Source organism: Polyangium sp. y55x31 (assembly GCF_029946505.1).
GTDB lineage: Bacteria > Myxococcota_A > Polyangia > Polyangiales > Polyangiaceae > Polyangium.
The window spans coordinates 92,573-106,935 of sequence record NZ_JARZHG010000023.1 but is presented as its reverse complement, the minus strand read 5'-3'; the positions used below and the strand labels follow the sequence as shown (position 1 = coordinate 106,935).

General features: G+C 69.0%; 11 protein-coding genes. 8 read left to right on the top strand and 3 right to left on the bottom strand.

Annotation, left to right across the window (positions count from 1 at the left end; genetic code table 11):
* The first annotated feature begins 56 nt into the window (after window positions 1-56).
* From glnE to QHF84_RS31890, 5 genes are all read left to right on the top strand, one after another.
* Window positions 57-3,032, top strand: a complete 2,976-nt coding sequence (glnE, locus tag QHF84_RS31910) for a bifunctional [glutamate--ammonia ligase]-adenylyl-L-tyrosine phosphorylase/[glutamate--ammonia-ligase] adenylyltransferase (RefSeq protein ID WP_281317259.1) — start codon at window positions 57-59, stop codon at window positions 3,030-3,032.
* A 36-nt stretch (window positions 3,033-3,068) separates the two neighbouring features.
* Window positions 3,069-3,674 carry a hypothetical protein gene (locus QHF84_RS31905; protein ID WP_281317258.1) on the top strand — a complete coding sequence of 202 codons (606 nt, stop codon included), beginning with the start codon at window positions 3,069-3,071 and terminating at the stop codon, window positions 3,672-3,674.
* 74 nt (window positions 3,675-3,748) lie between these two features.
* The gene (locus tag QHF84_RS31900) at window positions 3,749-5,116 is read left to right on the top strand and encodes a flotillin family protein (RefSeq protein ID WP_281317257.1); all 1,368 of its coding nucleotides are present in this window, start codon (window positions 3,749-3,751) and stop codon (window positions 5,114-5,116) included.
* Window positions 5,113-6,432 (top strand): flotillin family protein, encoded by a 1,320-nt coding sequence (locus QHF84_RS31895; protein WP_281317256.1) that lies wholly within the window; start codon window positions 5,113-5,115, stop codon window positions 6,430-6,432. The genes QHF84_RS31900 and QHF84_RS31895 overlap by 4 nt, the downstream gene beginning before the upstream one ends.
* A gap of 54 nt (window positions 6,433-6,486) precedes the next feature.
* Complete coding sequence (locus QHF84_RS31890; protein ID WP_281317255.1) at window positions 6,487-6,993, top strand: hypothetical protein; 507 nt, start codon at window positions 6,487-6,489, stop codon at window positions 6,991-6,993.
* Window positions 6,994-7,003: 10 nt separating this feature from the next.
* Here QHF84_RS31890 and QHF84_RS31885 read toward each other — a convergent pair whose 3' ends face one another.
* Together QHF84_RS31885 and QHF84_RS31880 are read right to left on the bottom strand one after the other, a co-directional pair.
* Window positions 7,004-7,939 carry a hypothetical protein gene (locus tag QHF84_RS31885; RefSeq protein WP_281317254.1) on the bottom strand — a complete coding sequence of 312 codons (936 nt, stop codon included), beginning with the start codon at window positions 7,937-7,939 and terminating at the stop codon, window positions 7,004-7,006.
* A gap of 2 nt (window positions 7,940-7,941) precedes the next feature.
* On the bottom strand, window positions 7,942-9,687 hold the full coding sequence (locus QHF84_RS31880; protein ID WP_281317253.1) for a hypothetical protein: 1,746 nt from the start codon (window positions 9,685-9,687) through the stop codon (window positions 7,942-7,944).
* A gap of 287 nt (window positions 9,688-9,974) precedes the next feature.
* On the opposite strand from QHF84_RS31880, the gene QHF84_RS31875 reads away from it, so the two are divergent.
* From QHF84_RS31875 to QHF84_RS31865, 3 genes are read left to right on the top strand one after another with little or no spacing between them, the layout of a single operon-like run.
* A complete protein-coding gene (locus QHF84_RS31875) occupies window positions 9,975-11,084 on the top strand; it encodes a DUF444 family protein (RefSeq protein WP_281317252.1) in 1,110 nt (369 codons plus the stop codon).
* Window positions 11,085-11,105: 21 nt separating this feature from the next.
* Window positions 11,106-12,668 (top strand): SpoVR family protein, encoded by a 1,563-nt coding sequence (locus QHF84_RS31870; RefSeq protein ID WP_281317251.1) that lies wholly within the window; start codon window positions 11,106-11,108, stop codon window positions 12,666-12,668.
* Window positions 12,668-13,891: a tetratricopeptide repeat protein gene (locus tag QHF84_RS31865; RefSeq protein WP_281317250.1), complete on the top strand. Its 1,224-nt coding sequence runs from the start codon at window positions 12,668-12,670 to the stop codon at window positions 13,889-13,891. The genes QHF84_RS31870 and QHF84_RS31865 overlap by 1 nt, the downstream gene beginning before the upstream one ends.
* On the opposite strand, the gene QHF84_RS31860 is transcribed toward QHF84_RS31865, so the two are convergent.
* Window positions 13,874-14,347 (bottom strand): SRPBCC family protein, encoded by a 474-nt coding sequence (locus QHF84_RS31860; RefSeq protein WP_281317249.1) that lies wholly within the window; start codon window positions 14,345-14,347, stop codon window positions 13,874-13,876. The genes QHF84_RS31865 and QHF84_RS31860 overlap by 18 nt on opposite strands.
* Window positions 14,348-14,363: the final 16 nt, after the last annotated feature.

Below are 14,363 nucleotides of genomic sequence, written 5' to 3'. Positions count from 1 at the left end.
ACGCGGATCCGCGAGCATGAAAAGGGACGCGGGCGCTGCTACGTTGCGGCCTTCCGATGCTCCGGCGCTCCCGGCTCCACGCCCTCGCGCAGCGGATCGATCGGCGGCGCGCCGAGATCTACGCCGCACGTTTCGCCGAGCGGCTCGAGTCCGGCTCGGTCGAATTCGCCCTCGCCGTGCTGCTCGCGAGCGCGTACCCGGGGCTCGCCCCCGCGCTCGAAGCGTCGCCCGAGATCGTGGTGACGATCGCGGCCGAGGGGCATCAGGCCGCGAGGGATCACGCGGGGCTCGCCGCGAGGCTTCGGGCGCGGCTCGGAGACGGCGACGATGGCGAGCGGGTTTCACGGGAGCTCCGGCGGTTCACGCGGGAAGAGCGGATCCGCGTGGCGCTGCGCGAGCTCTTGCCGCCTTCGCTCGGAGGCGCCGACGTCGACGTGACGTCGCAGGAGATCGCGGCGCTCGCGGAGGTGACGATCGACGCGGCGGTGAAGGACGCGATCACGCAGCTCGCGGCGAGGTTCGGTCCTCCGCGGCGCGAGAGCGGCGCGCCCGCGCGGTTCGTGGTGCTCGGCATGGGCAAGCTCGGCGGGGGCGAGCTCAACGTGGGATCCGATGTCGATCTCGTGTTCTTTTACGACACGGATGAAGGCGGGTGCACCATCGACGGAGGCGAGGCGCTCCCGCTCCACGACTTCTGGACGCGCGTCGCGCGGCGCGTGACGGCGTCGCTCGAAGACGTGACCGCGGATGGGTTCGTGTGGCGCGTGGATCTGCGCCTGCGGCCGGAGGGGCGGAGCGGGCCGCTCGTCAACTCGCTCGCCGCGGCCGAGCGGTACTACGAGTCGTTCGGGCGGACGTGGGAGCGCGCGGCGCTCGTGCGCGCGCGGCCCATCGCGGGGGATCTCGACTTCGGCGACGAGGTGCTCGCCGCGCTCGAGCCGTTCGTGTGGCGGAGGCGCGTCGATCCGACGATCGCCGTCGAGATGACGAAGCTCGTGCAGCGCGCGCGGACCGAGCTCTCGCGTGAGCCGGGGCGAGATCTGAAGCTCGGATCGGGCGGCATCCGCGAGGCGGAGTTTTTCGTGCAGACGCTGCTCCTCATCTGGGGCGGGCGCGAGGCGCGCCTCCGCGTGAAGGGCACACTCGATGGGCTCCGGCGCCTGCGCGCGGCCGGGTTCGTGACGGATCGCGAGGCGCGTGAGATCGCCGAGGCGTACCTCGCGCTGCGCCGCGCCGAGCACGCCGTGCAGCTCGCGACGGGCCTGCAGACGCACGTGTGGCCCGCGGACGCCGAGTCTGCCGGAAGGCTCGCGCGGGTGCTCGGGTTCGCGTCGGCCGAGGCGTTCGAGGTCGACCTCGCGAAGCACCTCGGCCGTGTCGAGGAGCGCTTTCGTTCTCTCGTGCCCGACGGCGCGCCCGCGCCATCCCGCTGGGCCGAGGCCCTTGCCGCGCTCGACGACGGCGACGCCGCGGCCTTCGAGTCGGCCTTCCGCCGCATCGCGCAAGTCTCCTTGCCGGGCGCGACACCCGAAGCACCGGACGCGCTCGAAGCCGTGGAGCGCTGGGGCGACGTCGCGCGTGATCTCTTCGATCTCTCGCGCCGTCCGGACGCGGTGCTCGGCGCGCGCAGCCGCGAAGCGTACCCGCGGCTCGGCGAGGCGGTCCTCGACGCCGTCGCCGACGCGGCCGATCCCGAGCAGGCCGCACGCACACTGCGCAGGCTCTTCGCGCGGCTCCGTCATCCCGGCGTGTACCTGCGTTTCCTCGGCGACGAGCCACGCCTCGTGCGCAGGCTCGTCGAGGCCATCGGGGGCAGCGCGTTCCTCGCCGAGGCGCTCGTGCAGCACCCCGAGCACGGCGATCGCATCCTGTTCGCGCGTGGCGTCCCGACACGCGCGTCCGCGCGCGCGGAGCTCGAACAGGCCAAGCGCGAGGCCGCGGCGGTGGACGAGGATCCCGACGAGCAGCTCGTCGGCGCGCTCCGCCAGGCGAAGGCGCGTGTCGTGATCGACGTGGGCCTCGCCGACCTCGCGAGCGAGCTCGGCCCGCGCGAGGTCGGGTACGTGCTCTCGGAGCTCGCGGATGCTTCGCTCGAAGCGGCGACGCGGCATGCGCTCGGCACACCGGAAGGCGAGCCCGTGCGAGGCCTCTCCGTGCTCGCCGTCGGCACGCTCGGCGGGCGCGAGATCGGCTATGGATCGGACCTCGACGTCCTCTTCCTCTTCGATCCGGAGAAGGCCCCTCCTGGCACGGATCCCGACGCGTTTTTCGCCCGCTCGGCGCGCCGCGTGATCCGCCTGATCTCGATCCTGCATCCTGCCGGACCCGGCTACGAGCTCGACACGCGCCTCCGGCCTTCGGGCAACCAGGGCCTGCTCGTCACGTCGATCGACGCCTTCGCGCGGTACCACGCGAAAGGGCCGGACACGCCGCACGTCGAGGCCGCGGCGTGGGAGCGTCTCGCGCTCTTGCGGGCGCGCGGCGTGGCGGGTGACGTCGAGCTCGGGGCGCGGGCGATCGAGATCGCGCACGCGGCCGCTTACGCGATGCCGGGGGATCCGGCGCAAGTCGCCGACGAGCTCCGCCGTCTCCGCGGCCGCATGGAGCAAGAGCTTTCCCTGGAGCGGCACGGACGGTACGACCTCAAGCTCGGGCGCGGCGGGCTCTTCGAGATCGAGCTCTGCGTGCAGTTCTTGCAGATGCTGAGCGGCGCGGATCCCGGCGTACGCACCACGGAGACGGCCCTCGCGATCGAGGCGCTCGTGGCGTCGGGCAAGCTCACGCCGGAGCAGGCCGAGGCGTTGCGAGATGGGTATGCGTTCCTGCGCAAGCTCGGCGGGCGCATCCGGATCGTGCATGCCGATGCGTCGCATCTGCTCGAAGAGAGCGCGCCGGGGCTCTGGCCTCTGGCGCGGCGCATGGGCATCCGTGATCGACCGGGCGCGCAGGCTGCCGTCGAGCTGCTCGCGCGGTACCGGGAGGTCACGGGGCGCGTGCGCGAGGTCTACGAGGCCGTGCTGCGCGGGAGTTGATCGTTCGGCCCGCGCCTTCCGGTATCCTCCTCGGCGATGGGCCTCGTCTATCTCTTCTCCCTGGTCGTCGGTCTGGGCATCTTGCTCGTGCAGATCGTGTCGGGGGGCAAGGGCGACGCCGACGCCGGCGATGCGCACGACGCGGGCGACGGTGGCGGCAAGGACCTCGCGAAAGACGTCTCCGGCAAGGCTCTCGCCACGACGCCCGCGGGCACCGGAGCGAGCGACATCCTCGCGTTTTTTCTCTCGCTCCGGTTCTGGGTTTTCACGTTGCTCGGCTTCGGCATGTCGGGCTCGCTCCTGCACCTCTTCGCGCTCGCGGGGCCCGTCGTGATCTTCGTGCTGGCCGCAGCATCCGGCCTCTCGTCGGGCCTCTTCGCGCAGCTCGCATTTCGTTTCGTGTCCCAAGGATCTGCGTCGACGTCGGCGGACGTCACCCACGCCGGCGGCTCGGTCGGGCGCGTGCTCGTGCCCGTCGGCAAGGACAAGGTCGGCAAGATTCGTATCGTCTTGAAGGGTCAGAGCGTCGACCTCCTCGCCAAGAGCGACGGCGAGGAGATCGGGCGCGGCGATCACGTCCTCGTGGAGGACGTGGAAGGTGACGTGGCGCGCGTGTCGCGGCGGCCCTCCGAGCTCGCTTGAGCGAAGGCTGAAATCGCGCGATCGCGTGTTCGATCACGCACCGGGCTCGCCGTGTTGCCTGCTACGCTCGGCGCATGGGGTATCATCTTCTCGGCAGTGTCCTCTTCGCGTCCATCGACGCGCAGCGGCGCACGCGCCCATCGACCGACGTGGCTTCGGGCGCGGGGACGCCCGACCTCGATCAAGCCGTCTTCGTGCTGCTCGCCGCGGGCGGCATCATCCTGCTCTTCGGGATCTTCGTGGCGGTCCTCCGGCAGTTCTTGTTCATCTGCCGACCCAACGAGATCCTCGTCTTCAGCGGCCGCAAGCACGTCCTGCCGGACGGCACCGTGAGCGGCTACAAGATCCTGCACGGCGGACGTGGCTTCCGCGTGCCCTTCCTCGAGAGCGTGGCCCGCATGGACATGCGGCTCTTCCCTGTCGAGGTCCAGGTGCACAACGCCTACTCGAAGGGCGGCATCCCGCTCAGCGTGCACGCGATCGCCAACGTGAAGATCGCGAGCAACGACACGGCCGTGCGCAACGCCGTCGAGCGCTTCCTCGGCACGACGCCCACGCAGATCTCCATCGCGGCGCAGCAGACGCTCGAAGGCGTTCTTCGCGAGGTCATCTCGCAGCTCACGCCCGAGGAGGTGAACGAGGATCGGCTCAAGTTCGCCGAGACGCTCGTGGAGAACGCGCGCGACGACTTCGACAAGCTCGGGCTCGAGCTCGACGTGCTCAAGGTCCAGCACGTCTCCGATGATCAGCACTACCTCGCGAACCTCGGCCGCGGCCGGATCGCGACCATGCTGCGCGACGCGGCGAACGCCGAGAACGCGGCGAACCAGGCCGTCGCCGAGGCGCAGGCCGCGGCGCGGCAGGCGGCCGAGACGGCGGCGAAGCGCGCCGAGACGGTGATCGCGCAGAGCCGCAACAACTACCGCGCCGAGATTGCCAAGCTCGAAGCCGAGGCCAAGCAGATCGAGAACGAGGCCGAGATCGCGGCCGAGACCGAGCGCGCCGTGGCCGAGCAGGAGCTCCAGGCCATGCGCGCCGAGCTCGAAAAACTCCGCCTCAACTGCGACGTCATCCTGCCGGCCGAGGCGAACCGCAAGGCGCAGGAGCTCAAGGCGCGCGGCGAGGCGGCGCCCACGGTGGAGAACGGCAAGGCGACGGCCGAGGCGCTCCGGCTCGTGGCGCAGGAGTGGGCGGCCGCGGGGCAACTCGCGAAGGACGCGTACGTGCTCCAACAGCTCCGGCAGCTCGTGACGGCCGCGGCGGCGCGCGTGGCGCAGACGCAGATCGGTGAGGTCAACGTGGTGGCGGGCAACGACGTCGAGGCGTTCAGCGCGCTCGTCGCAGCGTACCCGGCCGCGGTCACGCGTGTGCTTCAGGAGACGGGGCGCGCGATGGGCATCGACATCCAGCAGATCCTCGGATCCCACGGGAGGGCTTCGTGATCCCCATCATCATGGTCCTCGGCCTCACCGCGCTCGTCGTCGTGGGGTTCGTCGTCTACACGTTGAAAAACCTCCTGCTCGTGAGCTCGCCGAACGAGGTGCTCGTCCTCTCGGGCGGGTCGCATCAGGTGGGCTCGCGCGAGGTCGGCTATCGCTCCGTGCGTGGCGGCCGCGCCGTGCGCATCCCGCTGCTCGAGCGCGTCGACCGCATGGATCTCAACAACATCCCGGTCGACATCTCCGTGAAGGGCGCCTACTCGAAGGGCGGCATCCCGCTCAACGTGCAGGGCGTCGCGCACGTAAAACTCCCGGGCGAGGAGCCGCGGCTCTCGAACGCGGTCGAGCGTTTCCTCGGGAAATCGCGCGACGAGATCGCGGCGATCGCGCGTGAGACGCTCGAAGGCAACGTGCGCGGCGTGCTCGCGCAGCTCACGCCCGAGCAGGTCAACCAGGACAAGACCGCGTTCGCCGACAAGCTGCTCGAAGAGGCCGAGCACGACATGCAGCGCATGGGCCTCGTGCTCGACACGCTGAAGATCCAGAACGTCGCCGACGACGCGAACTACCTGAACTCGATCGGCCGCATGCGTGGCGCGAGCGTGCGCATGGACGCGAGCATCGTCGAGGCCAAGACGCAGGCCGAGTCGGCCGAGCAGAAGGCCCAGAACTGGGCGAAGAGCGAGGTCGCCAAGATCGACGCGGACCTCGCGATCGCGCGGCAGGAGACGGAGAAGCGCATCAAGGACGCGATGAGCCGTCGCGAGGCCATGATCCAGGAGGCGCGTGGCCAGGTCCTCGCGCAGATCGCGCAGGTCAAGGCGGAGATCAACCGCCAGAAGGCCCGCGCGCTCCAGGTCGAGCGGCAGCTCCAGGCCGACGTGATCCAGCCGCACGACGCCGAGCGGCGCAACCTCGAGGAGCAGGCGCGCGGCGAGGCGGCGCGGATCGTCGAGCTCGGCAAGGCCGAGGCCGAGGCGCTGCACCGCCTCGTCGACGAGATCCGCAAGGCCGGGCCGGGCGCGCTGGAGATCCTCGCGCTCCAGCAGATGATGCCGCTGCTCCCGCACATCGCGGGCGCTCGCGCGCCGACGAAGATCGGCACGCTCTCGGTGCTCCCGTCGGGCGATGACGGCTCGCTCGCGCGCAAGGCGATCGCCATGACCGAGCAGATCCGCGCGGCCACGGGCCTCGATCTGACGGACGTCGCGCGCCGCCTCGGCACGAGCGCGCCTGCGCCTGCGCTCGCGGCCCCTCCGGCGCCTCAGCAGGTCCCGTCGCGGAGCACGCCTCCGCCGGCCCGCACGCCGCGCGCTTGATCCTCCCTTCCTGAGCCTTGCTCCCCTCCCGAAAACATGCGACTCGCCGGGCCCATGCAGGCAGTGGAGCCCGGTCGCGTCGTCTCGCAGGTTCGGTCACTCGACGATCTCGTCGGTGCGCATCCCGAGTCGCTCCGCCGCATCTATGCGGCCGGGAGCGTCCTCGATCCCTCTTCGATCGGTGAAGGCCGCGGCCGTGTCCTCGCGCTCGTCGCGGCGCCCGGCGCGTTCCTCATGGTCCGGAGCCTCGTTCGTCTCCTCGCGACGGACCGTTTGCCCTGGGAGGGCAAGGCCATCGAGGGCGAGATCGGGTGGAACCTCCTCAAGGGTGGCCGCCGCGTCGCGCCGTTCCGCATCGAGCGCGCCGACTCGTCGCTCGACGGCGGGCCCACGCTCGTGTTCCGCTACGACGATCCTGCGCAGGGACATGGCTGGCCCGTGCGAGCGCTGCGCGACGAGCTCCGTCGGATCGCGCCCGGCATCGGCATCGGCCCTGTGATCTTCGATCAGGGCGGCTCGCCGCGCGTCATCGCGTGGTGGGGCCTCGCCTTCTCACGCTGATGGACGGGGACTAAAAGTCCCAGTCGAAGCCCACGCGTCCGCCGCCTTTGATGACGGTGATCGTCCCGCGCACGTCGTTCGCCGGGTAATGCTCCGCGGAGAGCTGCAGGCCGGCCCACGGCATGATGCGGCGGATCCGCAGCGTCGAGACGCCGATCGACACGCCCACGCGGCCGCCGGCGCTCGGGCGTAGATCCGACTGCGTGAGGAATGCGACAGGGGCGAGCTCCAGGTCGAATTGCCACGTCTCGCGCACGTGGCGGACGACGAGCGGCACGGCCCCGATGAACTCGAGCGGGAAGTTCGTCGCCTCTTCGCTCTGCTCGATGAGGGCCCAGCCGCCGAACTCCAGGCCGAAGAGCAGCGTGAAGCGGTGGGAGAGCCCGCGCCCGAGGAGCAGCCGCCCGCTGCCTCCCGCGCCTGGGAGGAACTTGCCTTCCGTTCGTCGCAGCAGAAAGAGGCCGTCCGTCTCCAGGTTCAGCGTGAAGCGATCGGCGTCCGTCTGCACGCCGCGGAACGCGGGGCTCGGCGTGATCCAGAACGGGCACTCCGCCGGCGCGCGCTTCAAGGCTTCGGCGAGCAGATCGTGCACCCGCGTCGCGGCGAGCAGATCCGACAGCCCGCTCATCTTCCCGCCGTTCTTGCGAAACGCCTCGGCGACAGGCCCGCCGAGCGACTCCACCGTGCGCGCTTGCCTCGCGAGCGCGTCGAGGCGCACCTCCTCCGGCGTGCCGCAGACGCTCTCCAGCGCGTCCGGCATCATCGTTTCGAGCTCGTACCGATCGATCTTCCAGCCGGAGTTCGCCTTCGATTCGACGATCTTCACGAGGTCGTGGAGGAGCGCGGACTCCGCGCGGGAAGGCGGCTCGGCCGCGGCGTTTTCCGTGGAGAGGAGCGAGACGAGGAGGGAAAACGCCGCGGCGATGCGGGGGTGAACGCGGGGCACGATCAGAAGCAGACGTTGTTGCCGCAGTTCTGGAGCAGGCACACGGTGAGCTGAGCTGCCTGGGGGCTCTGTATGCACTGGAAGAAGCACTGGACGGGACCGCCGCCGCCGGCGACGCACGTGAACAGGCACTGCACGTTGTCCTGGCAGGTCGGGCTGTTCAGGCAGTTCTGGAGCTGATTGCAGCAGCTCCCGGCGATGCAGTCGCCGCAGACCGAGCCGTCCGACGGGCACGCGGACGCGCCGCAGATCCCGTTCGTGCACTGCCCGTTGCAGCAGTCGGCGGCGCTCCCGCACATCGCGCCGTCGGGCTGGCACTCGGGCGGCCCGCAGACGTTGCCCGAGCAGACCCCGGAGCAGCACTCGCTCGACACGTTGCAGAGGACGCCGTCGGGCTGGCAGACGGGTTTGCCGCAGACGCCGTTCGTGCAGGCGCCCGTGCAGCAGTCGCTCGCCGTCATGCAGGCCTTTCCATCGGGCTGGCACTGCGGCGGCCCGCAGACGCCGTTCGAGCACTGGCCCGTGCAGCAGTCGCCGGCCGTCATGCAGGCCTTCCCGTCGGGCTTGCACAGGAAGACGCAGAGGCCGTCGGCGCACGCCTCGGAGCAGCAGTCCATGGCGTTGCCGCACAGCCCGCCGACGGGGTTGCAGGCCGACAGGTCGCAGATCCCGTTCGTGCACTGCTTCGCGCAGCACTCGCCGTCGGTCATGCACGGCTGGCCGTTCGACGTACACATCGGGGCGCCACAGACGCCGGCCGAGCACAGGAACGAGCAGCACTCGCCGGCGAACGAGCACGGCAGGCTGTCGGCCTTGCACTGCGCAGGCCCGCAGACGCCGTTCGAGCACTGCCCGTTGCAGCAGTCGGACCCGGTCTTGCAGAGCTTGCCGTCGGGCGAGCAGACGAGCGCGCCGCAGGTCCCGTTCGCGTTGCAGACCTGCGAGCAGCACTGATCGCTCGACATGCACGGCTGGCCATCCTCCGTGCACGCGCCGCATTTCGGCCCGCAGACCGAGTCCACGGCGTTCACGCAGAGCCCGTCCCAGTTCGTGTTGCAGCAGAACGGGTCGATCTGGCAGATCGACGCGGCGCACGGCCCGCAGCCGGGATCGAGCGCGGGGCCGACCACGCAGACGTCGTGCGTGCAGGCCTTGCCGAGGCAAACGCCGTTCGCGCACATGCCCGAGCAGCACTCGTCGGACGAGCTGCACATGAGGCCGTTGCCCGTGCACTGCCCGATGCCGCAGACCCCGTTGATGCACGAGCCGTTGCAGCAGTCGAAGCCGGTCATGCAGCTCCCGCCGTCAGGCACGCACTGGCTGAAGCCGCAGGCGCCGTTCTGGCAGGTGCCGCTACAGCACTCGAAGCTCCCGGCGCACGCAAAGCCGTCGGGGACGCACTCGTTACCCCAGCAGGTGCCGTTGACGCAGTTCGAGCTACAGCAATCGCTGTTCGTCACGCAACCGAAGCCCTCGGGCATACACTGAAAGCCGCAGCGCTCGTTCTCGCAGATCCCGCTGCAGCACTCGGCGTCGTTCGCGCAGGGCGACTGATCGGCGAGGCACGCAGACGGACCGCACAGGCCGTTCTCGCAGTTGCCGCTGCAACAGACGCTGCCGTCCTGGCAGGGGCTCAGGTCTTCGAGGCAGGGATTGCCCCCGCCCGAACCGCCCTGGCCGCCCTCGCCTTGTCCGGGCCCGAGCAGCTCCGCGCGACCCCCGCATCCGAGGGCCACGAGTGACAGCACGAACCAAAGCAACCTTATGGAATAAGCGCCCCGCGACATCACCTGGGAGCGTATCACAGGCGCTGTCCTGGACGCCCAATTCGCCGCGTGATCGCGCCGATCACTGACCGCTTGCTCCGCGCGCTGAACGGCCGCGCCCCCGGGCTCCGAATCGATCGGCCGCGTGAGCGACCCGACGATCGAGCGTGCGCGAGGCCAGGCTGGACGTGCGGGGATCGTGCTTGGCGGCCGCGCAGTTCGTCGGGCAGAAAGAGCCTCCTTTGGATCGGATCTGCTACACTTCCGAGGTGTCGCTGAAGATCGACCAGGACCACGGCCGTTTTCGCCAGATCGTCCGCGGGAGGATCCGGCAGAACCTGCGCAAGTACATCTCGCAAGGCGAGCTCGTCGGGCGGAAGGGTAAGGACCTCGTATCGATCCCCATCCCCCATATCGACATCCCGCGGTTCCGATACGGGGACAAGCAGCGAGGGGGCGTGGGGCAGGGGGATGGCAACCCCGGCGACCCGATCCACGGCGGGGACGAGAAGCAGCCCGGGCAAGGGCAAGCCGGCAGCGACGCAGGCGATCACATCCTCGAGGTCGACGTCACGCTCGACGAGCTGGCGGCCATCCTGGGCGAAGAGCTCGAACTGCCGGACATCCAGGACAAAGGCAAGAACAAGATCTCGAATGCGCACGACCGGTATTCGGGGATCCGGCGCGTCGGCCCCGAGTCCTTGCGCCATTTCAAGCGCACGTACCGCGAGGCGCTGAAGCGCATGATCGCGAGCGGAACGTTCCAGCACGACAAACCCGTCGTGGTGCCCGTCCCGGACGACAAACGATATCGATCGTGGAAGACGGTCACCGAGCCCGTCGCGAACGCCGTCATCATTTACATGATGGACGTCTCGGGCTCGATGGGCGACGAGCAGAAGGAGATCGTTCGAATCGAGTCCTTCTGGATCGACGCCTGGCTCACGAAGCAATACAAGGGCCTCGAATCGCGGTTCATCATCCACGACGCGGTCGCGCGCGAGGTCGATCGGGAGACGTTTTTCCACACGCGCGAGTCGGGCGGCACGATGATTTCGAGCGCGTACAAGCTCTGCGCGCAGATCATGGACGCCGATTATCCGGCGGACGAGTGGAACATCTATCCGTTCCATTTCTCGGACGGTGACAACTGGTCGATGGACGACACGCTCTCGTGCGTGGACGTCCTGAAAAACAAGATCCTGCCGCGGGCGAACATGTTCGCGTATGGCCAGGTCGAGAGCCCGTACGGCTCGGGCCAGTTCATCAAGGACCTGCGCGAGCACTTCGGGCGCGACGAGCGCGTGGTGACGAGCGAGATCCGGGACAAGGACGGGATCGTGGGGAGCATCAAGGATTTCCTGGGCAAGGGGAAGTGAGAGAGGGGGCGTAGAGGCGAGATGAGCAAGTTTGCCCTGAACACCGCGCTCCCCCGCTACCTGCGGGCGACACAGGAGCGTGTCGAGGCCGTGGCGCGCGACTATGGCCTCGATTTCTTCCCCGTGATCTTCGAGATCCTGACGTACGACCAGATGAACGAGATCGCCGCGTACGGCGGTTTCCCGAGCCGGTATCCGCACTGGCGGTACGGCATGGAGTACGAGCAGCTCTCGAAGAGCTACGAGTATGGCCTCTCGAAGATCTACGAGATGGTCATCAACAACAACCCCTCGTACGCCTATCTGCTCGAAGGCAATTCGCTCACGGATCAGAAGCTCGTGATGGCCCACGTGTACGCGCACGTGGACTTCTTCAAGAACAACTTCTGCTTCCGATCGACCGACCTCGATCAGAAGGGCAACATCATCGATCCGGTCCGCAAGACCAGCCCGTACGACCCCGATCGGCGCTGGATCGACAAGATGGCGAACCACGGCGCGCGCGTCGCGCGGCACATCGAGCGGCACGGCATCAACAAGGTCGAGGATTTCATCGATCGATGTTTGTCGCTGGAGAACCTCATCGATCCCTGGCAGCCGTTCTCGGGCCGCGGCGCCGCGAAGAAGAGCGACGAGGAGGAGGACGAGAAGCCGGTCGAGGTGCCGCGTCTCCGGGCGAAGGAGTACATGGAATCCTTCATCAACCCGGAGGAGTACATCGAGGCCAAGAAAAAGCAGCTCGCGAAGGACAAACCCGAGCGCAAGGTCCCCGAGCGGCCCGAGCGGGACGTGCTCGGCTTCTTGCTCGATCACGCGCCGCTCGAGCGCTGGGAGCGCGACATCCTGGAGGTCATCCGCGACGAGGCCCTCTATTTCGTGCCGCAGCGCCAGACCAAGATCATGAACGAGGGCTGGGCGGCGTACTGGCATTCGAAGATGCTCACGGAGAAGATCCTCGATGCCTCGGAGATCATCGATTACGCCGACAACAACGCTGGCGTCATGGCCACGGCGCCGGGCCGGCTGAACCCGTACAAGCTCGGGGTCGAGCTCTTCCGTTACATCGAGGAGCGCTGGAACAAGGGGCGCTTCGGCCGCGAGTGGGAGGAGTGCAACGACCTCGACGCGAAGCGGAGCTGGGACATGCGCCTCGGCCTCGGTCGGCAGAAGATCTTCCAGGTCCGCGCGCTCTACAACGACGTCACGTTCATCGACGAGTTCCTGACCCCCGAATTCGTGCTGGAGCAGAAGCTCTACACGTTCGGTTTTTCAGGGCGTAACGATCGTTTCGAGATCGAGAGCCGCCAGTTCCGCGACGTGAAGGAAAAACTCCTCTTCTCGCTCACGAACTTCGGCGATCCATACATCCGCGTGGTCGACGCGAACCACCAGAACCGCGGCGAGCTGCTCCTCGAGCACCAGCACGGCGGCGTGGACCTCCGGGCCGATTACGCGCGCGAGACGCTCGTCTCGCTCGTCCGCTGCTGGAAACGGCCCGTGGCCGTGGCGACGCGGCTCGACAACAAGCCCGTGCTCCTGCGTTACGACGGCAAAGAGCATTCGATGACCCCGTACAAGCTGTGATGAAGATTCGAAGAAGCCGCGGCGACGTGATCACGCTCGTGATCCTCGCCGCCTGCGGCCCCGCCACGCAGCCCCCGCCTCCGCCTCCCCAACCGTTGCCGCCTGCCACTTACGGAAGTGCTTCCGTACCCACTTCCGCAACTGCTTCCGTAGCCGTGCCCGCACCCGCGCCTCCGCTCGCGCCCGCGGCGCCGCCGCAGGGATCCGGGGTCCCGCTCGACGCGCCCGTTTCCTCCGAGGAGGCCACGCAGCCGCCGCCGGCGAAGCTCGCGCGCGGGACGGGGACGCCCGCGGACAAGGCCCTCGCCGAGGGCGACGAGGCGTTCGCGCGGGGAGATTTTCCGGCGGCGGAGAAGGCGTACAAGAAGGCGAAGACGCTCGCGCCGAAGGATCCCGCGCCGGTCGTCGGCCTCGTCCGGACGCGCCTCTCCGCCGAGGACGCGCCCGTCGATTACGGCGCCGCGCCCACGCACCCCGGGCTGCTCCAGGCAGTGAAGGATCTCGAAGCGATCCTGCAAAAAGAGCCAGCATATGCGCCGGCGCACCTCGAGCTCGGCCGCGCGCTCCTCGTCCTCGGCCGCGCCGACGCCGCGCTCGCCGCTTTGCGCAAGGCCACCGAGCTTTCGCCGAACGACGCCGAGGCGCACTCCGCGCTCGGGGTCGGGCTCGTCGCCACGGGAGAGCTCGAACCCGCGGTCCGCGAGCTCGAACGCGCCGCCGAGATCGAGCCCGGCGTGGCCGAGCGGCAGACGAACCTCGGCACGGCCCTGCTCGCGCTCGGCCGGCGGGAGCAGGCCGTCCGTGCTTACGAGCGCGCCGCGCGCCTCGCCCCGAACGACGCCCGCGTCCAGAACGACCTCGGCACCGCGCTGCTCACGCTGAACGACACGGATCGCGCGATCCGCTGCCTGGAGACGGCCGTCGCGAAGGATCCGCGCCGCGCCACGTACCGTTCGAACCTCGGTTATGCGATCGCGCAAAAGGGCGACCTCGAACGCGCGAAGGTCATCTACCGCGAGGCGCTCGCGCTCGATCCGGCGCTCGTGAGCGCGTGGGTGAACCTCGGCAACGCCCTCGCCAAGCAGCGCAAATTGCCGGAGGCGCGCGAGGCATACGAGAAAGCGCAGGCCCTCGATCCCGAGGATCCGCGCGTCAAGGCGGTGCTCCTCGAGCTCTCGGCGATCGAAAAAGGCAGTGGGTCCGGTTCACCGGACAAACGCTGACCCGGCTTCGTCCTCGCACGCTCGTTTCGTCACCGCGTGACGGAACGCGAACATCTTTTCGAGCTTCCGCCGCGCGAACGCGCCTCCGAAGAGCGCGCCGAGCGGGCCGAGCGGCAGCGCGTAATCGATGTGATCGACGAGGAAGGTCCCGCCTTCGCCGTCCGGCTCCATCGTGTGCGTGTGGACCCACCGGGCGAACGGCCCTTCGATCACCGTATCCTGGAACATCCGCCCTTTTTCGTACGCCGTGTGTACGGCCACGAGGCGCTGTTTCACTGGACCGATGTAGGTTTCGATCACGGTCCGCGCGCCCTTCTCCAGGCCACCGCTCCGTTCGAGGATGCGGGCACGCTCCCACGGCGGCAGCAGCAGGTTCAGCGCGTCCGGGCGCTCGTGGAAGGCGAAGACGACGTCGGGCGGGGCCTCTATCCGGGTACGTTTCTCGAAGACGGGCACGATTCTGGCGTATAAG